This window comes from Pseudomonas sp. DR 5-09 (assembly GCF_001655595.1).
In the GTDB taxonomy this organism is placed as follows: domain Bacteria; phylum Pseudomonadota; class Gammaproteobacteria; order Pseudomonadales; family Pseudomonadaceae; genus Aquipseudomonas; species Aquipseudomonas pharyngis.
Map to the genome: position 1 here is coordinate 13677 of NZ_CP011566.1, position 24463 is coordinate 38139.

The 24463-nt window shown below is 60.9% G+C and carries 25 protein-coding genes; 14 read left to right on the top strand and 11 right to left on the bottom strand.

All coding sequences use genetic code 11. From position 1 onward, the window contains the following. The first annotated feature begins 53 nt into the window (after positions 1-53). Both tag and PDR5_RS00060 read left to right on the top strand, forming a co-directional pair. A complete protein-coding gene (gene tag, locus PDR5_RS00055) occupies positions 54-611 on the top strand; it encodes a DNA-3-methyladenine glycosylase I (protein WP_064592405.1) in 558 nt (185 codons plus the stop codon). Between the two features lie 40 nt (positions 612-651). Further along, complete coding sequence (locus tag PDR5_RS00060; protein ID WP_064592406.1) at positions 652-1539, top strand: lysophospholipid acyltransferase; 888 nt, start codon at positions 652-654, stop codon at positions 1537-1539. Between the two features lie 51 nt (positions 1540-1590). Here the strand turns inward: PDR5_RS00060 and PDR5_RS00065 are convergent, their stop codons facing one another. Genes PDR5_RS00065 through def form a run of 5 tightly spaced genes read right to left on the bottom strand, consistent with a single transcriptional unit; the run spans position 1591 to position 6153 of the window. Further along, a complete protein-coding gene (locus PDR5_RS00065; RefSeq protein WP_064592407.1) occupies positions 1591-1905 on the bottom strand; it encodes a tetratricopeptide repeat protein in 315 nt (104 codons plus the stop codon). A gap of 20 nt (positions 1906-1925) precedes the next feature. Beyond that, positions 1926-3302, bottom strand: a complete 1377-nt coding sequence (trkA, locus tag PDR5_RS00070; RefSeq protein WP_064592408.1) for a Trk system potassium transporter TrkA — start codon at positions 3300-3302, stop codon at positions 1926-1928. Positions 3303-3324: 22 nt separating this feature from the next. Next, entirely contained in the window at positions 3325-4635 is a 1311-nt protein-coding gene (gene rsmB / locus PDR5_RS00075) for a 16S rRNA (cytosine(967)-C(5))-methyltransferase RsmB (RefSeq protein ID WP_064592409.1), read from the bottom strand. Further along, a complete protein-coding gene (gene fmt, locus PDR5_RS00080) occupies positions 4632-5591 on the bottom strand; it encodes a methionyl-tRNA formyltransferase (protein WP_064592410.1) in 960 nt (319 codons plus the stop codon). Before fmt ends, rsmB begins: the two co-directional genes overlap by 4 nt. A 55-nt stretch (positions 5592-5646) precedes the next feature. Continuing rightward, complete coding sequence (gene def / locus PDR5_RS00085; RefSeq protein WP_007954104.1) at positions 5647-6153, bottom strand: peptide deformylase; 507 nt, start codon at positions 6151-6153, stop codon at positions 5647-5649. A gap of 169 nt (positions 6154-6322) precedes the next feature. Here def and PDR5_RS00090 point away from each other — a divergent pair, with 169 nt between their 5' ends. From PDR5_RS00090 to PDR5_RS00125, 8 genes are all read left to right on the top strand, one after another. Further along, positions 6323-7348 (top strand): LysM peptidoglycan-binding domain-containing protein, encoded by a 1026-nt coding sequence (locus tag PDR5_RS00090; RefSeq protein WP_064592411.1) that lies wholly within the window; start codon positions 6323-6325, stop codon positions 7346-7348. A gap of 79 nt (positions 7349-7427) precedes the next feature. Further along, a complete protein-coding gene (dprA, locus tag PDR5_RS00095) occupies positions 7428-8528 on the top strand; it encodes a DNA-processing protein DprA (RefSeq protein ID WP_064592412.1) in 1101 nt (366 codons plus the stop codon). Between the two features lie 54 nt (positions 8529-8582). After that, positions 8583-9140, top strand: coding sequence for an L-threonylcarbamoyladenylate synthase (locus tag PDR5_RS00100; RefSeq protein ID WP_064592413.1), 558 nt, complete (start codon positions 8583-8585; stop codon positions 9138-9140). 271 nt (positions 9141-9411) lie between these two features. After that, positions 9412-10083 carry a hypothetical protein gene (locus tag PDR5_RS00105; protein ID WP_064592414.1) on the top strand — a complete coding sequence of 224 codons (672 nt, stop codon included), beginning with the start codon at positions 9412-9414 and terminating at the stop codon, positions 10081-10083. Further along, on the top strand, positions 10061-10795 hold the full coding sequence (locus PDR5_RS00110) for an iron-containing redox enzyme family protein (RefSeq protein ID WP_064592415.1): 735 nt from the start codon (positions 10061-10063) through the stop codon (positions 10793-10795). The genes PDR5_RS00105 and PDR5_RS00110 overlap by 23 nt, the downstream gene beginning before the upstream one ends. A 42-nt stretch (positions 10796-10837) precedes the next feature. After that, positions 10838-11932 (top strand): DUF3419 family protein, encoded by a 1095-nt coding sequence (locus PDR5_RS00115; protein ID WP_064592417.1) that lies wholly within the window; start codon positions 10838-10840, stop codon positions 11930-11932. Then, positions 11929-13197, top strand: a complete 1269-nt coding sequence (locus tag PDR5_RS00120) for an aminotransferase class I/II-fold pyridoxal phosphate-dependent enzyme (protein ID WP_064592419.1) — start codon at positions 11929-11931, stop codon at positions 13195-13197. The genes PDR5_RS00115 and PDR5_RS00120 overlap by 4 nt, the downstream gene beginning before the upstream one ends. After that, on the top strand, positions 13187-14485 hold the full coding sequence (locus tag PDR5_RS00125) for a phenylacetate--CoA ligase family protein (protein WP_064592421.1): 1299 nt from the start codon (positions 13187-13189) through the stop codon (positions 14483-14485). Before PDR5_RS00120 ends, PDR5_RS00125 begins: the two co-directional genes overlap by 11 nt. Positions 14486-14508: 23 nt before the next feature. Here the strand turns inward: PDR5_RS00125 and PDR5_RS00130 are convergent, their stop codons facing one another. After that, positions 14509-15486 carry an NADPH:quinone reductase gene (locus PDR5_RS00130; protein WP_064592426.1) on the bottom strand — a complete coding sequence of 326 codons (978 nt, stop codon included), beginning with the start codon at positions 15484-15486 and terminating at the stop codon, positions 14509-14511. Positions 15487-15633: 147 nt separating this feature from the next. Between PDR5_RS00130 and hemF the strand changes: the two genes are divergently transcribed. Both hemF and aroE read left to right on the top strand, forming a co-directional pair. Then, a complete protein-coding gene (hemF, locus tag PDR5_RS00135; protein ID WP_007954079.1) occupies positions 15634-16548 on the top strand; it encodes an oxygen-dependent coproporphyrinogen oxidase in 915 nt (304 codons plus the stop codon). Between the two features lie 9 nt (positions 16549-16557). Continuing rightward, on the top strand, positions 16558-17379 hold the full coding sequence (aroE, locus tag PDR5_RS00140; protein WP_064592428.1) for a shikimate dehydrogenase: 822 nt from the start codon (positions 16558-16560) through the stop codon (positions 17377-17379). Between the two features lie 117 nt (positions 17380-17496). Here aroE and PDR5_RS00145 read toward each other — a convergent pair whose 3' ends face one another. The 3 genes from PDR5_RS00145 to betC form a co-directional block, all read right to left on the bottom strand. Then, entirely contained in the window at positions 17497-19065 is a 1569-nt protein-coding gene (locus tag PDR5_RS00145) for a SulP family inorganic anion transporter (RefSeq protein WP_064592430.1), read from the bottom strand. Between the two features lie 283 nt (positions 19066-19348). Next, positions 19349-20266: a choline ABC transporter substrate-binding protein gene (gene choX / locus PDR5_RS00150; RefSeq protein ID WP_064592432.1), complete on the bottom strand. Its 918-nt coding sequence runs from the start codon at positions 20264-20266 to the stop codon at positions 19349-19351. A 16-nt stretch (positions 20267-20282) separates the two neighbouring features. Further along, a complete protein-coding gene (gene betC / locus PDR5_RS00155; protein ID WP_064592434.1) occupies positions 20283-21797 on the bottom strand; it encodes a choline-sulfatase in 1515 nt (504 codons plus the stop codon). Between the two features lie 114 nt (positions 21798-21911). Here betC and PDR5_RS00160 point away from each other — a divergent pair, with 114 nt between their 5' ends. Beyond that, on the top strand, positions 21912-22862 hold the full coding sequence (locus tag PDR5_RS00160; protein WP_064592436.1) for a choline sulfate utilization transcriptional regulator: 951 nt from the start codon (positions 21912-21914) through the stop codon (positions 22860-22862). 3 nt (positions 22863-22865) lie between these two features. On the opposite strand, the gene PDR5_RS00165 is transcribed toward PDR5_RS00160, so the two are convergent. Next, on the bottom strand, positions 22866-23525 hold the full coding sequence (locus PDR5_RS00165) for an NAD(P)-dependent oxidoreductase (RefSeq protein ID WP_064592438.1): 660 nt from the start codon (positions 23523-23525) through the stop codon (positions 22866-22868). A gap of 84 nt (positions 23526-23609) precedes the next feature. On the opposite strand from PDR5_RS00165, the gene PDR5_RS00170 reads away from it, so the two are divergent. Further along, positions 23610-23936 carry a DOPA 4,5-dioxygenase family protein gene (locus PDR5_RS00170; RefSeq protein ID WP_039764906.1) on the top strand — a complete coding sequence of 109 codons (327 nt, stop codon included), beginning with the start codon at positions 23610-23612 and terminating at the stop codon, positions 23934-23936. Here the strand turns inward: PDR5_RS00170 and PDR5_RS00175 are convergent, their stop codons facing one another. Next, the gene (locus PDR5_RS00175; protein WP_064592441.1) at positions 23937-24338 is read right to left on the bottom strand and encodes a GFA family protein; all 402 of its coding nucleotides are present in this window, start codon (positions 24336-24338) and stop codon (positions 23937-23939) included. Positions 24339-24463 lie beyond the last annotated feature (125 nt).

Sequence of the window (24463 nt, forward strand, 5' to 3'; positions counted from 1 at the left end):
TTAAAGAGCGGGAGTATACCCGATTCAGTCGCACCTCCACCCCCTGGAGCCTTATGCCACGCTGCTTTTGGTGCAACGAAGATCCGCTGTACATGGCTTACCACGATCAGGAGTGGGGTACGCCGCTACGCGATGCGCAGGGTTTGTTCGAGTTGCTTTTGCTCGAAGGGTTCCAGGCCGGGCTGTCGTGGATCACCGTGCTGCGCAAGCGCGAGCGATATCGCGAGGTGTTGTTCGGCTTCGACGTACAGCGCGTGGCGCAAATGAGCGACGCGGAAATCGACGAATTGATGCTCGATCCGGGAATCATCCGCAATCGCCTCAAACTCAATGCCGCCCGGCGCAACGCCCAGGCCTGGCTGGCGCTGGAGGATCCGGTGGCCTTCCTCTGGTCGTTTGTGGATAACCGCCCGGTGATCAATCATTTCAAGGATCGCAGCGAAGTCCCGGCGATCACCCCGCAAGCCGTGGCCATGAGCAAGGGCCTGAAAAAGGCCGGTTTCACCTTCGTCGGTCCGACCATCTGCTACGCGCTGATGCAGGCCTCGGGCATGGTCATGGATCACACTCAGGACTGCGACCGCTACGCGCAGCTCGTCAACGGCGGTTAGAATGGCCGCCTCGCGCACAGCACAAGATCAGGAGTGACCTGTGGAAAAGTTTAAAGGCGCCATGCTGGTTGGCGCTCTGCGGCTGTTTGCCCTGCTGCCGTGGCGGGCCGTGCAGGCCGTGGGTTCGGCAATCGGCTGGATCATGTGGAAAACCCCCAACCGTTCCCGCGATGTGGTGCGGATCAACCTCGCCAAATGTTTTCCCCAGATGGACCCGGCCGAACGCGAGCGTCTGGTCGGCCAGAGCCTCAAGGACATCGGCAAGTCCCTGACCGAAAGCGCCTGCGCCTGGATCTGGCCGGCCCAGCGTTCCATCGACCTGGTGCGCGAAGTCGAAGGCCTCGAGGTGCTGAAAGACGCGCTGGCATCGGGCAAGGGCGTGGTTGGCATCACCAGTCACCTGGGCAACTGGGAAGTGCTCAACCACTTCTATTGCAGCCAGTGCAAACCGATCATTTTCTACCGGCCACCAAAGCTCAAGGCTGTGGATGAATTGCTGCGCAAGCAGCGGGTGCAATTGGGCAACCGCGTGGCGGCGTCGACCAAGGAAGGCATCCTCAGTGTCATCAAGGAAGTGCGCAAGGGTGGTCAGGTGGGGATTCCCGCGGATCCGGAACCGGCGGAATCCGCCGGGATCTTCGTGCCGTTCTTCGCCACCCAGGCCCTGACCAGCAAGTTCGTGCCGAACATGCTGGCTGGTGGCAAGGCCGTCGGGGTGTTCCTGCATGCCCTGCGCCTGCCGGACGGTTCCGGCTACAAGGTGATCCTCGAGGCGGCGCCGGAAGCGATGTACAGCACCGACACCGAAACGTCCTGCGCGGCGATGAGTCAGGTAGTCGAGCGTTATGTGGCGGCTTATCCGAGCCAGTACATGTGGAGCATGAAACGCTTCAAGAAGCGTCCGCCGGGCGAGGCGCGCTGGTACTGATCGGCGATGGGTGTTTGTGGATAACCTGAACAAACGGGTTATCCACAGCCGTCATGGCTTCCGCCGATCCAGCTTCTTCAGAAACACCGTCATTTCCTTTTCGGCCTGCTTGTCGCCATGGGCCCGGGCGGCTTCCAGCCCCTGCTCCCACGCCTGCCGCGCAGCCGCCAGATCACCCAGCGCCAGTTGCGCCTTGCCCAACAGCTTCCACGCCGCCGAATACTTCGGATCTAAGCCGACGCAATGCTGGAAATGCTCGGCCGCCTTCGTGTTCTCCCCCTGATCCAGATAACCCTTGCCCAAGCCGAAGCGCAGCAGCGAGTTATCCACACCCTTGGCGAGCATTTTTTCCAGGGATTCGATCATCGGTCTCGTCTCTAGGTCGATCAGAAGAAACTCAGGCCCACGTGGAACAGCTTCTCCACATCGCGAATATGCTTTTTATCCACAAGGAACAGAATCACATGGTCGCCGGCGGCAATCACCGTGTCGCCATGGGCGATGATCACTTCTTCATCACGGATGATCGCGCCAATGGTAGTTCCCGGCGGCAGCGCAATGTTTTCGATGGTCTTGCCGATCACCTTGCTCGACTTCGAATCTCCGTGGGCCACCGCTTCGATGGCTTCCGCCGCGCCCCGGCGCAATGAGTGCACGCTGACGATATCGCCGCGCCGCACATGCGCCAGCAAGGTGCCGATGGTTGCCAGTTGCGGGCTGATGGCGATGTCGATGTCACCGCCCTGGATCAGGTCGACGTAGGCCGGGTTGTTGATGATCGTCATCACCTTCTTCGCGCCCAGGCGCTTGGCCAGCAGCGACGACATGATGTTGGCTTCGTCATCGTTGGTCAGGGCGAGGAAGATGTCGGCGTCGGCGATGTTCTCTTCCAGCAGCAGGTCGCGATCCGACGCGCTGCCCTGCAACACCACGGTGCTGTCGAGGGTGTCGGAGAGATAACGACAGCGCGCCGGATTCATCTCGATGATCTTCACCTGATAGCGGCTTTCGATGGCCTCGGCCAGCCGTTCGCCGATCTGCCCGCCACCGGCGATGACGATGCGCTTGTAGCTCTCGTCTAGCCGGCGCATTTCGCTCATCACCGCGCGAATGTTCGCACGGGCGGCAATGAAGAAGACTTCGTCGTCTGCCTCGATCACCGTGTCGCCCTGGGGAAGAATCGGTCGATCGCGGCGGAAAATCGCGGCCACCCGTGTTTCCACATTCGGCATGTGTTCGCGTAACTGGCGCAGCTGCTGGCCTACCAGCGGCCCGCCGTAGTAGGCGCGCACCGCGACCAGTTGTGCCTGGCCTTCGGCGAAATCGATCACCTGCAATGCGCCGGGATGCTGGATCAGACGCTTGATGTAGTTGGTGACGACCTGCTCGGGACTGATCAGCACGTCGACCGGAATCGCCTCGTTCTGGAACAGCTGCTCCTCGCGGGTCAGATAAGACGCTTCGCGCACCCGGGCAATCTTGGTCGGGGTGTGGAACAGGGTGTGAGCGACCTGGCAGGCAACCATGTTGGTTTCGTCGCTGTTGGTCACCGCGACCAGCATGTCGGCGTCGTCGGCACCGGCCTGACGCAGAATGTTCGGCAGCGAGCCTCGGCCCTGCACGGTGCGGATGTCGAGGCGATCGCCAAGATCGCGCAAACGGTCGCCGTCAGTGTCGACCACCGTGATGTCATTGGCCTCGCTGGCCAGATGTTCAGCCAGCGAACCGCCGACCTGTCCCGCACCGAGGATGATGATTTTCATCCAGTCACTCCATTGAATCCGTTTAGCCGCGCGCGGCAGCGATCTTGATCAGCTTGGCGTAGTAGAACCCGTCATGCCCGCCCTGCTGGGCCAGCAATTGGCGACCATGGGGCTGCTTGATCCCGGCGGCGGTGGCCAGATCCAGCTCCCGCGCGCCCGGCGTACGCTCAAGGAACGCAGCGATGACTTCGGTGTTTTCGGTCGGCAAGGTCGAGCAGGTGGCGTAGAGCAGGATGCCGCCCACTTCGAGGGTTTTCCACATCGCGTCGAGCAACTCGCCTTGCAGGTGCGCGAGGGCGGCGATGTCGTCGGCCTGACGGGTGAGCTTGATGTCCGGATGACGGCGAATCACCCCGGTGGCCGAGCATGGCGCGTCGAGCAGGATGCGCTGGAACGGTTTGCCGTCCCACCAAGCTGCCGTGTCGCGACCGTCGGCGGCGATCAGTTCAGCGTTCAGACCGAGGCGTTCGAGGTTTTCCTTCACCCGCACCAGCCGCTTGGCTTCCAGGTCCACCGCCACCACGCCGGCCAGTGCCGGTTCGGCTTCGAGGATGTGGCAGGTCTTGCCGCCCGGCGCGCAGCAGGCGTCCAGCACTCGCTGGCCCGGCGCGAGGTCGAGCAGGTCGGCGGCCAGTTGCGCGGCCTCGTCCTGTACGCTGATCCAGCCTTCGGCGAAGCCCGGCAGGCTGCGTACGTCGGCGGCAGTGTCGAGGATGATGCCGTCGCGGCTGAAGGTGCATGGCTGTGCGGCGATACCCGCTTCAGTCAGCAGACTCAGGTAGGCATCGCGGCTGTGATGACGGCGATTGACCCGCAGGATCATCGGCGGATGCGCGTTGTTGGCTTCGCAGATCGCTTCCCATTGCTCAGGCCAGAAGGCCTTGAGGGATTTTTGCAGCCAGCGCGGGTGAGCGGTGCGCACCACCGGATCGCGTTCCAGTTCGGCGAAGATCGCCTCATGTTCGCGCTGCGCATTGCGCAGTACGGCGTTGAGCAGGCCTTTCGCCCAAGGCTTTTTCAGCTTGTCGGCGCAACCGACGGTTTCGCCGATGGCGGCGTGTGGCGGGACGCGGGTGTAGAGCAGTTGATAGAGACCCACCAGCAGCAGCGCCTCGACATCGGCGTCCGCCGCCTTGAACGGTTTCTGCAGCAGTTTTTCCGCCAGCGCCGACAGCCGTGGCTGCCAGCGGGCGGTGCCAAACGCCAGGTCCTGGGTGAAACCGCGATCGCGATCCTCGACCTTGTCCAGTTGCGTCGGCAGGGAACTGTTGAGCGAAGCCTTGCCGCTGAGGACAGCGGCGAGTGCCTTGGCGGCGGCCAGACGCGGGTTCATTGCGCGTCCACCGCTGCGCCCAGCACGGTGCCGTTGGCGAATTTCTCACGACGGCTGTTGAACAGATCGCTGAAGTTCAGCGCCTTGCCGCCGGGCAATTGCAGGCGGGTCAGGCACAGCGCCTGTTCGCCGCAAGCGACGAGCAGACCGTCCTTGCTGGCGCCGAGGATGGTGCCCGGTGCGCCTTTGCCTTCGGCCAGTGTCGCCGCCAGCACTTTCAGCGCTTCTCCGTTGAGCGTGCTGTGGGTGATCGGCCATGGATTGAAGGCGCGGACCAGACGTTCCAGCTCAACGGCCGGTCGGCTCCAGTCGAGGCGTGCTTCGTCCTTGTTCAGTTTGTGCGCGTAGGTGGCGAGCTCATCGTTCTGCACTTCGCCTTCCAGGGTGCCGGCGGCCAGACCGGCAATCGCCTGCACCACGGCAGGCGGGCCCATTTCGGCCAGGCGATCGTGGAGGCTGCCGCCAGTGTCTTCGGCGCTGATCGGGGTGACGACCTTGAGCAGCATCGGCCCGGTATCCAGGCCCGCTTCCATGCGCATGACGGTCACGCCGCTCTCGGCGTCGCCCGCTTCCACGGCGCGCTGGATCGGCGCCGCTCCGCGCCAGCGTGGCAGCAGGGAGGCGTGGCTGTTGATGCAGCCCAGGCGCGGAATATCCAGCACCGCTTGCGGCAGGATCAGGCCGTAGGCGACCACCACCATCAAGTCAGGCTTCAGCGCAGCAAGCTCGGCTTGAGCGTCAGCGTTGCGCAGGGTCGGCGGCTGCAACACCTGGATATTGTTTTCCAGGGCGAGCTGTTTGACCGGGCTCGGCATCAGTTTTTGCCCACGACCGGCCGGACGATCCGGTTGGGTGTAGACCGCAACGATCTCGTAAGGGCTGTCCAGCAGGGCCTTGAGGTGTTCGGCGGCGAATTCCGGGGTGCCGGCAAAAACGATGCGCAGTGGCTCAGTCATGGGGAGTCTCATAAAAAGAAAAAGGCTTGCCGCAGCAAGCCTTTGGAGAGGGGCATCAAGCGTTCTGGCGGTGCTGCTTTTCCAGTTTCTTCTTGATCCGGTCGCGTTTGAGCGTGGACAGGTAATCGACAAACAACTTGCCGTTGAGGTGGTCGCATTCATGCTGGATGCATACTGCGAGCAGGCCTTCGGCGATCAGTTCGTAAGGCTTGCCATCACGGTCCAGAGCCTTGATTTTGACCTTCTGCGGGCGGTCAACGTTTTCGTAGAAACCCGGCACCGAGAGGCAGCCTTCCTGGTATTGCTCCATTTCGTCGGTCAGCGATTCGAACTCGGGGTTGATGAACACCCGCGGTTCGGTGCGGTCTTCGGAAAGGTCCATCACGACGATACGTTTGTGCACGTTGACCTGGGTCGCGGCAAGGCCGATGCCCGGCGCTTCATACATTGTTTCAAACATGTCATCGACCAGCTGACGCACTTCGTCGTCCACTACAGCCACAGGTTTGGCGATAGTGCGCAGACGCGGGTCCGGAAATTCGAGGATGTTCAAAATGGCCATAAGCTTGATTGCTGCACGTGTGAGGTAAAGTCGGGCGATGGCCTGGCGGGTCCGAAGATGCAGGCTACCGTTGTGAAACGTAGCTCCTTGATTTTCAGCATAGAGCAGGGAGCGAGCCACGGGGGCTCTGGCGTTTCACGCGAACGCACATAATAAAGGGATTCACCGCATGAGGAAATCACTACTCGCCCTGCTGTTTCTGGCCTCGGCCAGTACCGCGCACGGGCAAGTGCAACTCAAGGAAGGTTTTCCACAGCAATACACGGTGGTTTCGGGGGATACGCTCTGGGACATCTCCGGTAAATATTTGCGCGAACCCTGGCAGTGGCCGCAGTTGTGGCGGGCCAATCCGCAGATCGAAAACCCCAACCTGATCTATCCGGGCGACACGCTGACGCTCAGTTACGTCAACGGCCAGCCGCGCCTGACCGTCAATCGCGGCGAGTCACGCGGCACCATCAAGCTGTCGCCGCGCATCCGCACCAGTCCGGTGGCCGATGCGATTCCGAGCATTCCGCTCAAATCGATCAACAGCTTTCTGCTGAGCAACCGCATCGTCGACAAGGTCGAGGACTTCGACAAGGCGCCGTACATCGTCGCCGGCGATGCCGAACGGGTGCTCAGCGGCACCGGTGACCGGATCTTCGCCCGTGGCCATTTCGATCCGAACCAGCCGGTCTACGGCATCTTCCGCCAGGGCAAGGTCTACACCGATCCGCAGAGCAAGGAGTTTCTGGGGATCAACGCCGACGACATCGGCGGTGGTGAGATCGTCGCCACCGAAGGCGACGTCGCCACCCTCGCCCTGCAACGCACGACCCAGGAAGTGCGCCTCGGCGACCGCTTGTTCAGCGGCGAAGAGCGTTCGATCAACTCGACCTTCATGCCCAGCGCGCCCTCCACCGACATCAACGGCCTGATCATCGATGTGCCGCGCGGCGTCACGCAGATCGGCGCGATGGACGTGGTGACCCTGAACAAAGGCAAACGCGACGGTCTGGCCGAAGGCAACGTGCTGGTGGTGATGAAAACCGGGGAAACCGTGCGCGACCGGATCACCGGCCAGCCGCTGAAAATCCCGGATGAACGTGCCGGATTGCTGATGGTGTTCCGCACCTACGACAAACTCAGTTACGGCCTCGTGCTGAACGCATCGCGCTCGCTGGCGGTGCTGGACAAGGTGCGAAATCCTTAGCTGGCTTCACAAGTTACCAACAGAGTTATCCACAGCTTGTTCCGAAAGGTTCGGGCCTTATAACGATCAAGGATGATCCATGATGATGCCTGTCTCCCCGTCGGTTTCGCCGGCAGAACTGGAAGCGCGCCTGCGCCTGCACCGCTTGCCGGAAATCGGTCCCAAGCGTTTCACCAAATTGCTCGAAGCCTTCGGCTGCGCCTCGAAGGCGATCGGCGCGCCGGCCAGCGCCTGGCGCTCGCTGGGTTTGCCGGCGGCTTGCGCCGAGGCCCGACGCTGTTCTGAAGTTCGCGACGGCGCCAGCCACGCATTGCGCTGGCTAGAGCGTCCGGATCAACATTTACTGATGTGGGACCAAGCGGATTACCCGACCTTGCTGGCGCAGATTCCTGACCCTCCGCCCCTGCTGTTCGTCGCTGGCGACCCGCAGATTCTGGAAAAGCCGCAACTGGCGATGGTCGGCAGTCGCCGCGCTTCCCGCCCGGGCATGGACACTGCCGCTGCGTTTTCCCGCAGTCTCGCGGGGGCCGGATTTGTCATCACCAGTGGCCTGGCGCTGGGCATCGATGCGGCTGCGCATCAAGCCGCTGTGGATGTCGGTGGGCAAACGGTCGGCGTGCTCGGTACCGGCCTGGAAAACTTTTATCCACAGCGCAACCGTCGGCTGGCGGACGCGATGATTGCGTCCGGCAGTGCGGTGCTTTCGGAATTTCCTCTGGACACCGGGCCGACGGCGAGCAACTTCCCGAGACGCAACCGCATCATCAGCGGCTTGTCCCTCGGCGTGCTGGTGGTCGAGGCCAGTGTCGCCAGCGGTTCCTTGATCACCGCACGGCTGGCGGCGGAACAGGGGCGCGAGGTGTACGCCATTCCGGGTTCGATCCATCACCCCGGCGCTCGGGGCTGTCATCAACTGATACGTGACGGAGCCGTGTTGGTGGAAACCATCGAGCATATTCTCGAAGCCCTGCGCGGCTGGCAGCAGTTGCCGCTGTCCGCCTCGGCGCCGGATCCCGATCATCCTCTACTGGATCTGTTGCACGCCGCACCGCACACCAGCGAGGGTCTGGCCGACAGCAGTGGCTGGGCGTTGCCCAAAGTGCTGGCGGCATTGACCGAACTGGAGATGGATGGCCGCGCCGTGTGCGAAAACGGCCGCTGGTTTGCGCGCGTAAGCTAGGTTTTACATTGAAGATCGGTAAACTGCGCGAAACCTGTTTGCGGAGAGTTTTTCATGGTCAACAGTTGGCGTGTGCAACAAGCCGCACGAGAGGTTCGCGCCGGGGCGGTGATTGCCTATCCAACCGAAGCCGTCTGGGGGCTGGGGTGCGATCCTTGGAATGAAGAAGCGGTGGATCGCCTGCTGGCGATCAAGAACCGTTCGGTGGACAAGGGCTTGATCCTCGTCGCCGACAACATTCGTCAGTTCGATTTTCTGTTCGAGGATTTCCCGCAGGACTGGATCGACCGCATGGCCAGCACCTGGCCGGGCCCGAACACCTGGCTGGTGCCGCATCAGAACCTGTTGCCGGAGTGGGTGACCGGGGTGCATGACACCGTGGCGCTGCGGGTCAGCGATCATCCGCAGGTGCGGGATCTGTGCTCGCTGGTAGGGCCGTTGATTTCGACGTCGGCCAATCCGCAGGGGCGGCCGGCGGCGAAGAGTCGCTTGCGGGTCGAGCAGTATTTCCGTGGTCAGGTCGATCTGGTGCTTGGCGGAGCGCTTGGCGGTCGCAAGAATCCGAGTCTGATTCGGGATCTGGCCACCGGCAAGATCGTGCGCCCGGCCTGATATCACCCTTGGTTGATTCTGTGAGTACTCCTCGGCTTCCATGGCGAGGAGTACTACGCGCGTCTACGATTTTTCCTTCATATGGCTGAAGTTACAGCCCGGTTTTTGCTTTGAATTTCTCCTTTCTACGTCAGATGAATCTTTAAGTATTCAATTGTTGTAATTTTTCCGACGTTATTCTCAGAAGCCACACAGTGGCGATTTTTCTAAAACCATTCATTATTTCAATGCGCTCAGAAAACTTCGAAAAGTTAACGGCTGCGGAGAAGAAATGGATATCAGGGATTCGCAATTAACGGATTATCTGCAGGAGATTCAGACGACCTTTAAAAGGCGTCATGAAAACTATCGCATCGTTATTCTTGAAGCAGGATCAGACACACGAGAGTTTGAACGGTTTGTTTCCCGTCATTTTCGATTGCGATTGCAACACTACATGTTGACACCCAGAGCCAGGTCACTTGAAACACGCCTGGCGATTATTTCGCGCAGTACCCACTTTCTGTTGTATCAGCACGACAGGCCCACGGCCGTATTGAGAGTGACCCCTGCGCCGTTCGAATGGGCCTCACTGGCGCAGCAGCAACTGTCTCCCGCCACGACGCTGTCGCGCCATGTCGAGTTCAGTCGCTTGATCAGTCACTCGCAAACTCAGTTCCCCATGTCGATCAACGGCCTGCTGGCCGCTGCCACGGAATGGGCGGTCACGCGGGGTTATGAGGGCGTTACCGCGCTCTGCCGATCACCGCAGCGGCGACTGTTCCAGCGCTTCGGCCTGACGCCCATCACCACCGACGCGCTTCGCATCGAACAGCGCCAACGCGGCGATTACTGGCTGCTCTCGGCTCAATGGCAGCAAATCCTCACGGCACTTCAACAGTCTGCCCACCTGCTCGCCAACCCATTGGAGACCCCCATTGATGAATACGCCTCTCAGTTTTGAACAACAATTAAGCCTGCTCGATGAGCGAATCGAAAAGTCATGGACCGATATTCTGGAAAGTTCGCGGCTGGTGAAAGCCATCCGTGAGGGCAGCGTTTCCAAAGCCTTGTACGCGATCTATATGATTCAGACTTTTCACTACACGGCGCACAATGCGCGAAATCAAGGATTGGTCGGTGTCCGACATGCGGATAATCCGGTGTATGCCAAGTTCTGTTTTGAACATGCGGCACAAGAAGTCGGCCATGAAAAAATGGCACTGCACGATGTCATGAGTCTTGGTTTGAAGAATGAAGTGTTTGATATTCCGCCTGCACTTCCGGCCACTGATGTGCTGATCGCTTATTTATATTGGATCTCCTTTACCGGTAACCCGTTACAACGGCTTGGTTATAGCTATTGGGCAGAAAATGCCTACCAGTTCATTACTCCGCTCATCGATAGCCTGAGTGAAACACTGTCGCTAAAACCCGCTCAACTTACATTCTTCATTGCACATTCCGACATTGATATCGAGCACTTCAACGAAATCAAACTGATGCTGCAGCGCACCTGCAAGCGACAGGAAGACTGGGATGCGATCACCACTGTCATGGAAACCAGCCTGCGCCTGACGGGCAATATGCTCGAGGCGGTTTATGAGCAGTTCGAGACATGGCAACACGGGCTGGCGCCCCGCTATGACTTCCTCCATGCGCTGGACAACCAATGACAGCCTCACACCCATGTTCAGATCAGAAGGCTGGGGGCAGACATGGCTGATTATTTCGACCGGCTCAACTACACGCTCGGCGATGAGGACACCGCGCTTGAGTACACGATCCTGCCCAGACATGCCGGTCACGTGCTGGGTATCGCCGGATGCGGCGGCCGGCTCTTGCCGTTATTGGCCGCCGCCCCGGCACGCATGACCTGTACCGATATCAGCGCGCCGCAACTGGCGTTCACCCGATTGCGTTTTGCCCTGCTGGAACAGACCGATCACGAGTCGTTCATGGCGTTCATGGGCTATCGAACGGAAGGCCTGAGGTCGAAACGCCGATCCATTTTCCAGCAACTGGTTTTACCGCCGGAGGATCGTCGCTGGTTGTCCGGGTTGTTCCAGGCCCGGCACTGGGAAGCGCCGATTTACATGGGCGCATTCGAGCAGACCCTGAAGCGGTTGGCGAAGATCACCGGACTGTTTACCGGCAAGGCCGGCCGGGGCATTTTTCAGTTCAGTCAGCTTGACGAACAAACGGAATATTACCGAAAGCGCTTTCCGCTCAAGCGCTGGAAAGCCGTGATCGCGTTGCTGGGAAACGCAGCAGTCCTCAATTCGCTGCTGTACAAGGGCGCGTTTCCACCCAACAACCTGGGGATCAGTTCCCGCGCGGCGTATCTGGAAATTTTCCATACGTTGTTCACCACTCAGGTGGTCCGAGAGAGCTTTTTCCTGCAAATGCTGTTTTTTGGTGAGCTGCGTTATCCACAAGGCTTTCCGCTGGAGTGTGATCCGGCAATTTTCCAGCAGGCCCGTGAGGGGCTTCGGCAGTGCGAGTTACGCGTGGTGCAGGCTGACATCCTCGACTGCGTTGCCGGGGAAACAGCCATCGATTTCGTATCGCTGTCGGACGTGCCTTCCTTCATGCCCGAAGCGGCCGGCAAGAACCTTTTGCAGCGCCTGGCACCGGCGCTGGCAGGAAACGCACAGGTGGTCATGCGGGGGCATTTGCATGTAGTGCGGCCTGATTGCGCAGGCTTCTGCGATATCACCCACCAGTACCAGGCAGACATTGCACGAGAAAGAACCCAGCTTTGGCATGTCCAGGTCTATCGCCGCTCTCCCTCTTTGCAGGTATCTCGATGAACACCTTTCAACCGACCGTCAATTGGGTCAAAAACCGTGTCCGGCAAGCGCGTGACGATCAGCAGCAGCTGTTCGATGCAGGGCTGAATGGCCTGAAGCTGGCTAAACGTGAAGGCAAAGAGATCGAACTCGAAAGCGGTGAACGGCTGACCGAGTTTCTCTCGTGTTCTTATCTGGGGCTGGAGTGTGATCCTCGCTTGATTCAGGAGGCGATGCACTCCGTCGAGTCCTTCGGCGTGCAGTTCGCCGCCGCACGAACCCGGGCGCTGTTGCCACCCATGCGTGAGCTGGATGAACTGCTCAACCGGATATTTCAGGGGCATTCGGTCACCTTCAACTCGGTGGGCAGTGCGCACCTTGGCTGTCTGCCGCTGCTCGGCTCCGGCGAGATGCCCTCATATCCCATGCGTCGTGGCCCCTGCTGGATTGTCGACCGTTCCGCTCATGCTTCGATGCAAGTGCTGCAAGGCATTCTCTGGCAATTCGGCCCGATACAGCGCCGCGATTGCAGCGATGTAGAGCAGGTCGAAGAAGCGTGTTCAACGGCAGTCGCGGCGGGTAATACGCCCATCATCCTGACCGACAGCATTGGCTCGATGCGCGGTGTTTACCCGATCAATCGCCTGTTGCAACTGGCGGAGCGTTTCGACGGTTATCTCTATGCGGATGACGCCCACGGTACCTCGATCCATGGCGTGGGCGGAGGTGGTTACGCGCTGGACGCGGCGGAAGAACGACAGCGTGGCCGGCTGATCCTGGTGTCGTCGCTGTCGAAGGCGTTCGGTGCAACCGGTGGGGCAATCACCGTGCGCACCGAAGCGGATGCCGAAATGATCCGGCGTCATGCGTCGACCTACACGTTTGGCGGACCATTATCCGTTGGCGGGGTGGGCGCGGCAGTCGCTTCGGGGAAAATCCATTTGTCGCCGGAGCTGGGTCATTTGCAGGTAGCGCTGTGGCGAAACATCGCCACGGTCGACAGGTTGCTGGGGCCGGTGCTGGGCAATCATCACGTCGCGTCTCCCATTCGTTTTATCCGTGTCGGGGCCGAGAGAGATGCGATAAGCCTGGCGCAGCATTTGCGCCGGCAGGGCATGGCGGTCACCACCGCGGTGTTTCCGGTGGTGGCCAAGGGCGAGGCCATTTTGCGTCTGGCCATCAGCGCGAGCCACAGTCAGCTCCAGTTGGAGTCTCTGGCGAACGCCGTCCGTAGCGGATTCGATGAGTTGGGCATTCGTCAGGGAGGGCGCGGCAATGAGCAATGAACCGATCACCGATGTTTTGGCCGAGGCGTTTGCGAATAAATTGGCTCACGCACGCTCACTGTCGTGGTTCCGTGCGCTGTATCCGCGAATCCTGGAAGTGCGGGGATTGGCCGATCTCCATCGATTGCCGGTTCTGGCGGTGGAAGACGAGTCCGGCGGCGTATTGTTTTCCACCCTCGGTGAAGCCTCCCATCGAGCACCGGGCGGCGGGCTGACCCTGACCTCGGGAGGCAGCACCGGCAATCGCAAACAGATCACCCATTCCTGGGCGTTCAACGCTGCAATCGTGCCCTTGGGGGCACGGATGTTCGGTGCGACGGACGAACGCCCCGAGGTGGTCGTCAACTGCCTGACAGCCGGGGAAATGCAGGGTGCCTTTCAATACGCGGCAGCTATCGTCCAGCACATTGGCGCACGCGTGCTGCCTGCCGGTTCACAGATGGGCGTGCAGCGCGTTGCCGAGCTTATTGAGGCACACAAGGCTGATGCGTTGATATGCACTCCCTCCTTCGCCGCCGCGTTGTTCAATCATGAGAAAGTCGGCGCTGTGCAATTGTGCAGCCTGAAGTGGCTTTACTACATTGGAGAACCTTGCAGTCAAACGCTGCGCGACCAGTTGGCCCGGGACTGGCCGATGCTGAAGATCCGCTCGCTGGGCTACAGCTCGACGGAGACCGGTCCCATCGGTTTTCAGTGTGCCCATCTGGAGCACGGTTTTTTTCACCTGCATGCGGACGCCATGCTGCTCGAGGTGGTTGATTCTCTGACCCTGCAAGCTGTAACTGAAGGGGAAGCCGGTGAGTTTCTGCTGACGCCATTGCTTCCTGATCATGTGCCGTTGTTGCGTTACCGGATCGGCGATCGTGGGCGAATCCTGCGCACAGTGACGAAGTGCGACTGTGGCAGTTCCATGCCGGTACTGGCGCTTGAGGGGCGGGTGGAAACATCGATCAAACTGGGGGGCGCGATCATCACTCAGTCACAGGTGTTGCACGCACTCCGACAGCTTTTGCCGCAGCTGCAGAACACCGATGTCCAGGTGCAGATTGATCGACAGCCCGAGGGGGCACGCATGCGTCTGGTCATAGCCGAGGACGCACTGACAGCCAACACACAGAGCGTCATTGAAGATGCGTTGCAAGTCGAAGGACAGGCCAGTGCATTGCTCAGGCTGCCGGGCGTTTTGGGGTTGGAGGTGAAGCGTCTTGCCCGTCAGGAATTCGAAACTACCCTGGCCGGCAAGACGCCGTTTTTCGTGACGACGGAAAAGACCCCGGTACCGTCATGAAGATGCGCCGAGGTCATTGGTGGTCAGGGCAGCAGGACAGTGGAGCCCGTGGTGCGCCGCGCCGACAGCTCGGTCTGCGCTTTCGCCGCGTCAGCCAATGGATAACGCTGGCTGATATCCACTTTCAGCTTGCCGCTGGTAATCATCCCGAACAGCTCGTCGGCCATGCGCTGCAGGTTTTCGGCGTTATTGGCGTAGGTCGCCAGGGTCGGACGGGTGACGTACAGCGAACCTTTCGCCGCCAGAATCCCCAGGTTCACCCCGTCCACCGCGCCCGACGCATTGCCGAAGCTCACCAGCAGGCCACGGGGCGCCACGCTGTCCAGCGAAGCCGGCCAGGTGTCCTTGCCAACGCCGTCGTAGACCACCGGGACTTTTTTCCCATCGGTCAATTCCAGCACTCGTTGGGCGACGTTTTCGTGGCTGTAATCGATGGTTTCCCAGGCGCCATGGGCCTTGGCCAGATCGGCTTTGGCTTTCGAGCTGACGGTGCCGATCAGCTTCACGCCCAAGGCCTTGGCCCATTGACAGGCGAGCAAACCGACGCCGCCGGCCGCTGCGTGGAACAGAATGGTTTCGCTACCCTTGAGTTCGTAGGTCTGGCGCAGCAGGTACTGCACGGTCAGGCCCTTGAGCATCACGCCGGCGGCAGTTTCGAAGCTGATGGCGTCCGGCAGGTGCACCAGATTCGCTTCCGGCAGAACGTGAACGTCGCTGTACGCGCCCAACGGGCCGCTGCCGTACGCCACACGGTCACCGACCTTGAACCGGGTGACCTCGCTGCCCACGGCCTCGACAATGCCGGCGCCCTCCGCACCCACGCCCGACGGCAAGGCCGGTGGCGCGTAAAGACCGCTGCGGTAGTAGGTGTCGATGAAGTTCAGGCCGATGGCCTTGTTGCTCACGCGAACCTGCTGCGGACCGGGTTCGGCCGGTTGATAGTCAACGTACTCGAGCACTTCGGGGCCGCCGTGGGCGCGGAACTGGATTCGCTTGGCCATCTGCCTACTCCTTGGGTCATTTGGGAAGGTCCCTATCGAACGCTCATGCTTGATCTTCGTCAACTGCGGCGTGCCGGTTTGCGATGGTATGCTACGCGCCCATTTGCGCGGGGCGCCGCGCAGTTCCGCCCGATCCAAGGTGAAGCCATGACGACCCGCACCGACGCCGTAAAGGCCTATCTGCTCGACCTGCAAGACCGCATCTGCGCCGCGCTGGAGACCGAAGACGGTGGCACGCGCTTCGTCGAAGACGCATGGACCCGTCCGGCCGGCGGTGGCGGTCGGACCCGGGTGATCGAGAATGGTACGGTGATCGAAAAGGGCGGCGTCAACTTTTCCCACGTCTTCGGCAGTGGCCTGCCACCGTCCGCCAGTGCCCATCGGCCGGAGCTGGCCGGGCGTGGCTTCGAAGCCCTCGGCGTGTCGCTGGTGATCCACCCGCACAATCCGCATGTACCGACGTCCCACGCCAACGTGCGCTTTTTCATTGCCGAGAAGGAAGGTGAAGAACCGGTCTGGTGGTTCGGCGGTGGCTTCGACCTGACCCCGTACTACGGCAACGAAGAAGACTGCATCCACTGGCACCGCGTCGCCGAGCAGGCCTGCGCGCCGTTCGGCCCGGACGTCTACCCGCGCTACAAGGCCTGGTGCGACACCTACTTCCACATCAAGCATCGCCACGAACCGCGCGGTATCGGCGGGTTGTTCTTCGATGACCTGAACGAGTGGGACTTCGACACCAGTTTCGCCTTCATGCGCGCCATCGGCGATGCGTACATCGACGCTTACTTGCCGATCGTGCAACGGCGCAAGAACGACGCCTTCACCGCCAAACAGCGCGAGTTCCAGGAATTCCGCCGTGGCCGCTACGTCGAATTCAACCTGGTTTACGACCGTGGCACCCTGTTCGGCCTGCAATCGGGCGGGCGCACCGAGTCGATCCTGATGTCGCTGCCACCGCAAGTGCGCTGGGCCTACGACTGGAAAGCCGAGCCGGGCAGCGAAGAAGCGCGCCTGACCGAGTACTTCCTGCAAGACCGCGACTGGCTGGCTCAGGCCTGAGGACTTCTGATGGATCGTTACGTCGTTTTCGGTAACCCGATCGGCCACAGCAAGTCGCCGATGATTCACAAACTGTTCGCCGAACAGACCGGGCAGCGTCTCGACTACAGCACCCTGCTGGCGCCGCTCGAGGACTTTTCCGGCTGCGCCACGGCGTTTTTCCAGGAAGGTCGCGGCGCCAACGTGACCGTGCCGTTCAAGGAAGACGCCTATCGCCTGGCCGACAGCCTGACTGCCCGCGCCAAACGCGCGGGTGCGGTGAATACTTTGAGCAAACTGGCCGACGGCAGCCTGCTCGGCGATAACACCGACGGCGCCGGGCTGGTGCGCGATCTGACGGTCAACGCCGGGATCAGCCTCGCCGGCAAACGCATTCTGCTGCTCGGCGCCGGTGGCGCGGTGCGCGGTGCGCTGGAGCCGTTGCTGGCGGAGAAACCAGCCTCGGTGATCATCGCCAATCGCACGGTGGACAAGGCCGAGCTACTGGCCGAACTGTTCTGCGACCTGGGGCCGGTGTCGGCCAGTGGTTACGATTGGTTGCGCGAGCCGGTGGACGTGATCATCAACGCCACCTCCGCCAGCCTCACCGGCGATGTACCGCCGATTGCCCCAAGCCTGATCGAGCCCGGCAAGACCCTGTGCTACGACATGATGTACGGCAAGGAACCGACCGCGTTCTGCCGCTGGGCCAGCGAGCATGGCGCGGGCGTGGTGATGGACGGGTTGGGCATGTTGGCGGAACAGGCTGCGGAAGCCTTTTTCCTTTGGCGCGGTGTGCGTCCGGACACTGCGCCGGTCCTGGCGGAATTGCGTCGGCAATTGGCGCAGTAACCCCTGTAGGAGCGAGCCTGCTCGCGATGACGTCGCCAGATCCAGCATCAATCTGACAGACAGACAGACAGACAGATCGCCATCGCGAGCAAGCTCGCTCCCACAACGGGTTCTTCTTCAATCTTCAAAGCGGATCGGGCATTTCTCCGGCCCTTCGAGTTTGCGCAACTCGTCCACCACCTGCGGTCGCGCCTGACGCAAGGTCAGGCTGCGATCCTGGCGCAACAGGCGCCGGGCTTCCTGATGGAGCATTTCCACGCCGGAATAGTCGATGAAGTTGATCTGTTGCGCCTCGATCACCACCCGCGCGCCGTGCATCCGTTGCAGGCGCACTTGCAGGTAGTGGCTGGCGCCGAAAAAGATCGAGCCGCCGACCCGCAGTACATCATCTTCGCCATCACGCCAGTGTTGTACTCTCGGCTGCGAGGTGCGCTTGAGGTAGAAAAACAGCGAGGCGAGCACGCCGGCATAGATTGCCGTCTGCAATTCCAGCAGCAACGTGGCAATGCAGGTCAGGCCCATCACCACGAATTCCGCCCGGCTGACCCGCAGCAGCGCACGAATGCCGCGATGATCCACCAGTCCCCAGGCGATCAGCAGAATGCTGCCGGCCATGGCCGGGATCGGAATATGCGCGATCAGCCCCGCACCGAAAATCGCGAACAACGCCACCCACAACGCCGAAAACACCCCGGCCAATGGCGAACAGGCCCCGGCCTCATAGCTCAGCGCGGAACGGGTGAACGAGCCGGCGGACAACGATCCCGAAAAGAACGCCCCGACAATGTTCGAAAGCCCTTGCGAGCGGACTTCCTGATTGGCATCGAGCAGCTGTTGCGAGCGTGCGGAAATCGAACGGGCAATCGACAGGCTGGTGACCAGCCCGAGCATGCCCACCGCCACGGCGCTGGGCAGCAGGCGCAGGATCAGATCCATATCCAGCGGCAGTCCACTGAACGGCGGCAAGCGCCCGACAAACGCGCTGACCAACTGAACGTGGCCGAACATCGCCGGCCACAGCCACACCACCAGACTGCCGAGCACCAAGGTCATCAACAGCGTTGGCCAGCGTGGCAGCCATTGTTTGAGCAGCGCACCGACCACCACCGTGGCGACACCGAGGACCAGCGACGGTTTATCCACAGCCCCGAGATGGCGCAGCAGATCCATCAGGCTGGCCAGCGCCGTGGCCTTGGCCGGCAGATCCAGTCCCAGCAGGTTCGGCAATTGACCGATGGCAATCACCACCGCCGCGCCGAGGGTGAAACCCAGCACCACGGAATGCGAGACGAAATTCACCAGCGCGCCGAAGCGCAACAGGCCAAGCAGCCACTGGAAAATCCCGGCGAGAAAGGTCAGCAGCAGGATAAGGGTGATGTAGTCCTGTGATGCAGGCACCGCCAGTGGGCTGACACTGGCGAACAGCACAATCGAAATGGCCGCTGTCGGGCCGCAGATCAAGTGCCACGACGAGCCCCACAGGCAGGCGATCAAAACCGGAACGATGGCGGCGTAGAGCCCGTACTCCGGTGGGAGACCGGCGATCAGCGCGTAGGCAATCGACTGAGGCAACGCGAGAATCGCCCCGCTGAGACCGACGACCAGGTCCCGCCCGACGCTGGCGCGGGTCTGCCGGGGCAGCCAGGTCAGGAAGGGGAAAAGTGAGCGACGGCTGGGGAGGGCCATGGATCCTCTCGGTTTGGAATGGGTGGTGTGTGAAGGGTATCAGGGTGTCAATCAGGAACAGCCCCCTCACCCTAACCCTCCCGAAACGTCGGACCGCCCGGAGGGAGAGGGAACTTACCGAGGTGTCTTTTCGAAATCCATCGACCTGAAAGTCTTCAGTCGAACTCAGGTTCTGAAACCAACGACGGTCAGCTCCCTTTCCCCCTCGCCCCCCTTGGGGGGAGAGGGTTGGGGTGAGGGGGGAAAAGATCTAAAGCGAACTCAGACCTTCAGCACACCGCGATCAAAGCTTCGCTTTAACCGCCGCCAACGCATCTTTGCCATCCACCGTCTTCACACCATCAAGCCACTTATCCAACACCGCCGGATTCGCCTTGATCCAAGCCTTCACCGCCTCCGCATTGCTGACCTTCTTGTTCACCACCTCGGCCATGATGCTGTTCTCCATCTCCTGAGTGAACGAAAGATTGGTCAGCAATTTACCCACATTCGGACAGGCCTCGGTGTAGCCCTTGCGGGTCAGGGTGTAGACGCTGCCGGTGTCGCCAAAGTACTTCTCGCCGCCCTTGAGGTAGTGCATTTTCAGCTGCACGTTCATCGGGTGCGGGGTCCAGCCGAGGAAGGTGACGAATTTCTGTTTCTTCACCGCCCGCGAGACTTCGGCGAGCATCGCCTGTTCGCTGGACTCGATCAGCTTCCATTGGCCCAGGTCGAAGTCGTTTTTCTTGATGATCTCTTGCAGCGAGATGTTCGCTGGCGCGCCGGAGCCGATGCCGTAAATCTTCTTCTCGAATTTATCGGCGTACTTATTCAGGTCGGCAAAGTTATGCACACCCGCGTCCCACACGTAATCCGGCACGGCCAGGGTGAATTCGGTGCCGTCGAGGTTCTTCGCCAGTTGGGTGACGTCACCGGTGGCGACGAACTTGTCGTAGAAACCCTGCTGCGCCGGCATCCAGTTGCCGAGGAACACGTCGACCTGGCCATCCTTCAAGCCGCCGAAGGTGATCGGCACCGCGAGGGTGTCGACCTTGGCCTTGTAGCCCATGCCATCCAGCAGAAACCCGGTGATGGCATTGGTCGCGGCGATGTCGCTCCAGCCGGGGTCGGCCATTTTCACCGTGTCGCAGCTCTCGGCGAACGCGGATGCGCTGCCCAGTGCCAGCAGGCTGACCGTCAGGACTGTGGATAACTTGACCATGGACTTCCCCTTAACGTTATTGGTTTTGGCAGGGTTGTGGATAACGGGCCTTGCGCTCCAGGTCATCGAGGTCGATGTGGTTGCGCATGTATTGCTGACTGGCGTCTACCAGCGGCTGGTGATCCCAGCTCTTCAGCTTGCCGATCGTCAGCGCCTCGGCGACGAAACGCCGACGACGCTGGCTTTCGAGGACTTCGCGGTGGATTGCCGGGATGTCCCACCTGGCCCGTGCTTCGGCGAGAAAATCGTCGAACAGCCGGCGATGTTGCGGTGATTGGCTGAGTTCTTCCTGCTCGCGTGGATCGTTATCCACATCGAAGAGTAGGCAAGGGTCGGATTCGCTGTAGATAAATTTGTAGGCGCCACGACGGATCATCATCAGCGGACTGACGGTGCCCTCGGCCATGTATTCGCCGAACACCTCGTCGTGACCGCCCTGCCCTTGCAGGTGCGGAACCAGCGAACGGCCGTCCAGCGGCAGGTCAGGCTCCAGGCTGCCGCCGGCCAGCTCGACGAAGGTCGGCAACAGATCGGCGGTGGACACCGCGGCGCTGACACGGCCTGATTGGAACTGGCCAGGTGCACTTATCAACAGGGGCACCCGCGCAGCCATCTCGAACCAGTGCATTTTGTACCAGAGGCCGCGTTCGCCGAGCATGTCCCCATGGTCACCGGAGAACACAACGACGGTGTCGTCCGCCAGCCTACAGTCCTCGAGGGTTTGCAGAAGTTTGCCGACATTGGCGTCGATATAGCTGCATGCACCGAAGTACGCCCGACGGGCGTCGCGGATTTTATCCACAGGCAGCGGCTTGTCCCACAGATCATAAACCTTGAGCAAACGCTGGGAGTGCGGATCGAGTGAACGCTGATCCGGCGTCGTCGGAAGCGGGATATCCGCATCGTCGTACAAATCCCAGAACGCCTTGGGAATCGTGTACGGGTCGTGGGGGTGAGTCATCGACACGGTCAGGCAAAACGGCTGATCGCCATCCTCGCGGATGTGGTCGAACAGGTATTGCTGAGCCTTGAACACCACCTCTTCGTCGAAGTCGAGCTGGTTGGTGCGTACGCACGGGCCGGCCTGCAACACCGACGACATGTTGTGATACCAGCTCGGCCGCACATCAGGCTCGTCCCAGTTCACCGCCCAGCCGTAGTCGGCCGGATAGATGTCGCTGGTCAGGCGCTCTTCGTAACCGTGCAGTTGATCGGGGCCGCAGAAATGCATCTTGCCCGACAGCGCGGTGCGATAGCCGAGGCGGCGCAGGTAATGGGCGTAGGTGGGAATGTCGGCGGGGAAATCGGCGGCGTTGTCGTAGGCGCCGATCTTGCTCGGCAACTGGCCGCTGACCAGGGTGAAACGCGACGGTGCGCACAGCGGGCTGTTGCAGTAAGCGGCATCGAATACCACGCCTTGTTCGGCGAGGCGGCTGAGATTCGGCAGTTTGATCGGCGACGGGCCGTAGAACGGCAACATTGGCGCGGCCATTTGATCGGCCATGATGAAAAGAATGTTCTTGCGCTTCATGTGATCGCGGCATTCCATAGTGAATATTTATGCGACATTGCTGCGATCGAGCATGGATTCCACGCAATATCCGGTAAAGCCTGCGCCGGACAATGACTAGGATAAGCACAGCTTATGTATGAAGCTCTCGGTGATTTGTCGCTGGACCTGCTGCGCGCCTTCGAGGCGGCGGCCCGTCATCGCAGTTTTACCGCTGCGGCGGTGGAGCTCGGCACGACGCAACCGGCCATCAGCCAACAAATCAAACGATTGGAAGAACAGCTCGGCACGCGGCTGTTCGATCGTATCTACCGGGGCATCGAACTGACTGAGGTCGGATCGATCCTGTTCGAGCAAGTTACCCTTGGTTTGCAGAATATCGACGCGGGATTAAGCGCAATCAGCACGCAGCAGCAACATGAAGTGCTGCAGGTTGCCACCGATTTCGCCTTCGCCGCGTATTGGCTGATGCCGCGTCTGCACCGCTTCCATGAAGCTTATCCACAGGTGGACGTGAGCCTGGTCACCAGCGAGCGCAATCACAACATGCTGCGTCCGGATATCGACGTTGCCGTGCTGTTCGGCGACGGTCGCTTCAAACAGGGCGAAAGTCACTGGTTGTTCAGTGAAGAAGTGTTTCCGGTGTGCAGCCCGCAATTGCTCAAGGATCGCCCCCTGCCCTTGCCGGCCCAGGCATTGATGGAGTTTCCGCTGCTGCACCTGCGCGGAGAAAACAGCAGTAACTGGTTCGACTGGAGCGGTCTGTTCCGCGCGCTGAATATCAGCGCGCCGCCAGCGCCGGGCCAACTGCGCTTCGACAATTACACCCTGCTGATTCAAGCGGCGATTGGCGGTCAGGGCGTGGCGATTGGCTGGCGGCACCTTGTGGATAACTTGCTCACTCAAGGTCTATTGTGCCGGCCGATCGCCGAAACCACCCTGTCGCGTCTCGGTTATTACGTGGTGCTGCCACAGCGCAAGCGCCGGGGCGCGTTGATTCAGACGTTCGTGGACTGGCTGATGGCCGAACAGGCCAGCAGCGCCGAATCCCTGGCCGGGCTGCCGCTGCCGTCAATTGCGGTATAACGATCAGGAGGCGGCAACAAAATCCACGTGTTGATGGATATGCAGATTCAGTCGCAGCTCATCGGCAATCCCCACCGCCACCCGGTTCAGGCGTTCCAGCGGTTCAGCCAGTCCCGGCTCCAGCGTGCGGCCGACCTGACTGAAATGCTCGATCGTCAGCCCGGCGACGCTGCGCGGTGCGTTCACCAGCGTCCAGTGCAACGGGCTGCTTTGCAGGGCTTCGCGCACTTCCAGAGCGGCGTGGCGTTGCAGCGGTTCGGCGTTTTCCGGATCATCCAGTGCTTCGAATTCGCCGATGACAAACAGCCGCGAGACGTTTGCCGCCTGTAGCCCATCGATAAGCGCATCCACCGCCAGCACCTGTTCCACCGGCCCCAGCACCACGGATTTTTCGACATGATCGCTGCTCAGCGGCAAGCCCGGCGCATTCAGCAGGCAGATCACTGCCGAGCTGCCGGCGACACTCTGGTTGACCCGCTCGGCATCGAGCAGATCGCCGCTTTTGGTGCGCAGCCCCGGCCGTGGCGCGAGCGCCGTCAAATCGTCGAGGATGGCGATGACTTCGTGCTGGCGACGCAGCAGTTCAGCCATCAACGCGCTGCCCAGGCTACTCATGGCACCATAGAGCACCACTTTCACCGCCGGGGTTTCGGCATTTTTCATGGCTGAGGTTCCTTTTGTTTTCCCTTGTATGGCGTGTGACATACGGGCAACGCCGAGGGTTCGAACCGATTCAGAGGGTTTGCGATGCAGACGATCAAGGGTTATCACGCCCACGTTTATTACGACGCCAGCACGATCGAACAGGCGCGGGCACTGTGTGAGCAGGCCGCGCAATTATTTCCATTGAAGATGGGCCGCGTGCATGAACGCCCGGTCGGCCCGCACCCGGACTGGAGCTGCCAGCTGGCCTTCGGCCCGGAGCTGATCGGCGATGTGCTGCCGTGGCTGGCACTCAATCGCAAGGGATTGGTGGTGTTCCTGCACCCGGACACCGGTGATGACTTGCTCGACCACACCGACCATGCAATCTGGATGGGCGCGATGCGGCCGCTGGATCTGTCTGTTTTTTAATCAGATGGTTTCTTCGGGCTCGCCAGGTAAATGCTCGTCCAGGTGCAGCCATGGCAACTGGCTGTCGGTCCAGATATGCCGCTCGGCGGCGGCCTGCTCCGGATGATCCAGTGTGGCGACCGTCAGATCGATGCTCTCGGGGCTGAGCAGCGTCACCAGCGCCAGTTGTGCGCCGCAGTTCGGGCAGAAGAACCGTGCGCAGCTGTCTGAAGAGTCGTAGCGCGAAGGTGTTCCGGCCAGCCACAGGAAGTTCGCTGCCGGCAGCGTGATCCAGGTGGTGACGATGCCACCGCTGACTTTTCGGCAAATCGAACAATGACAGTGGGCGATGTCGTGCAATGCTCCGCTGAACTGATAGCGGATATGTCCGCAGTGGCAACCACCGCCGTGCAAATCAGTCATCGCCCTGCCCTCCGCTTCCCGTGTTCATTGACTCTAGCCCGCATCCGACGGCCGGTTGGCCGTTCGCCCAAAGCTTTCTTGCGCGAAAGGTAGCTGAAAGGTTCCCCGATTAGGATCGCCCCCAC

Bases quoted from the DNA above. Each gene is read 5' to 3' on its own strand.
- PDR5_RS00100 (WP_064592413.1), top strand. From the start codon at position 8,583: ATGGTCAACAGTTGGCGTGTGCAACAAGCCGCACGAGAGGTTCGCGCC.
- PDR5_RS00175 (WP_064592441.1), bottom strand. From the start codon at position 24,338: ATGACTGATTTGCACGGCGGTGGTTGCCACTGCGGACATATCCGCTAT.
- choX (WP_064592432.1), bottom strand. From the start codon at position 20,266: ATGGTCAAGTTATCCACAGTCCTGACGGTCAGCCTGCTGGCACTGGGC.
- PDR5_RS00110 (WP_064592415.1), top strand. From the start codon at position 10,061: ATGAATACGCCTCTCAGTTTTGAACAACAATTAAGCCTGCTCGATGAG.
- PDR5_RS00130 (WP_064592426.1), bottom strand. From the start codon at position 15,486: ATGGCCAAGCGAATCCAGTTCCGCGCCCACGGCGGCCCCGAAGTGCTC.
- betC (WP_064592434.1), bottom strand. From the start codon at position 21,797: ATGAAGCGCAAGAACATTCTTTTCATCATGGCCGATCAAATGGCCGCG.
- fmt (WP_064592410.1), bottom strand. From the start codon at position 5,591: ATGACTGAGCCACTGCGCATCGTTTTTGCCGGCACCCCGGAATTCGCC.
- PDR5_RS00120 (WP_064592419.1), top strand. From the start codon at position 11,929: ATGAACACCTTTCAACCGACCGTCAATTGGGTCAAAAACCGTGTCCGG.
- PDR5_RS00090 (WP_064592411.1), top strand. From the start codon at position 6,323: ATGAGGAAATCACTACTCGCCCTGCTGTTTCTGGCCTCGGCCAGTACC.
- dprA (WP_064592412.1), top strand. From the start codon at position 7,428: ATGATGATGCCTGTCTCCCCGTCGGTTTCGCCGGCAGAACTGGAAGCG.
- aroE (WP_064592428.1), top strand. From the start codon at position 16,558: ATGGATCGTTACGTCGTTTTCGGTAACCCGATCGGCCACAGCAAGTCG.
- PDR5_RS00170 (WP_039764906.1), top strand. From the start codon at position 23,610: ATGCAGACGATCAAGGGTTATCACGCCCACGTTTATTACGACGCCAGC.
- PDR5_RS00065 (WP_064592407.1), bottom strand. From the start codon at position 1,905: ATGATCGAATCCCTGGAAAAAATGCTCGCCAAGGGTGTGGATAACTCG.
- trkA (WP_064592408.1), bottom strand. From the start codon at position 3,302: ATGAAAATCATCATCCTCGGTGCGGGACAGGTCGGCGGTTCGCTGGCT.
- hemF (WP_007954079.1), top strand. From the start codon at position 15,634: ATGACGACCCGCACCGACGCCGTAAAGGCCTATCTGCTCGACCTGCAA.
- def (WP_007954104.1), bottom strand. From the start codon at position 6,153: ATGGCCATTTTGAACATCCTCGAATTTCCGGACCCGCGTCTGCGCACT.
- PDR5_RS00145 (WP_064592430.1), bottom strand. From the start codon at position 19,065: ATGGCCCTCCCCAGCCGTCGCTCACTTTTCCCCTTCCTGACCTGGCTG.
- PDR5_RS00115 (WP_064592417.1), top strand. From the start codon at position 10,838: ATGGCTGATTATTTCGACCGGCTCAACTACACGCTCGGCGATGAGGAC.
- PDR5_RS00125 (WP_064592421.1), top strand. From the start codon at position 13,187: ATGAGCAATGAACCGATCACCGATGTTTTGGCCGAGGCGTTTGCGAAT.
- rsmB (WP_064592409.1), bottom strand. From the start codon at position 4,635: ATGAACCCGCGTCTGGCCGCCGCCAAGGCACTCGCCGCTGTCCTCAGC.
- PDR5_RS00105 (WP_064592414.1), top strand. From the start codon at position 9,412: ATGGATATCAGGGATTCGCAATTAACGGATTATCTGCAGGAGATTCAG.
- tag (WP_064592405.1), top strand. From the start codon at position 54: ATGCCACGCTGCTTTTGGTGCAACGAAGATCCGCTGTACATGGCTTAC.
- PDR5_RS00165 (WP_064592438.1), bottom strand. From the start codon at position 23,525: ATGAAAAATGCCGAAACCCCGGCGGTGAAAGTGGTGCTCTATGGTGCC.
- PDR5_RS00160 (WP_064592436.1), top strand. From the start codon at position 21,912: ATGTATGAAGCTCTCGGTGATTTGTCGCTGGACCTGCTGCGCGCCTTC.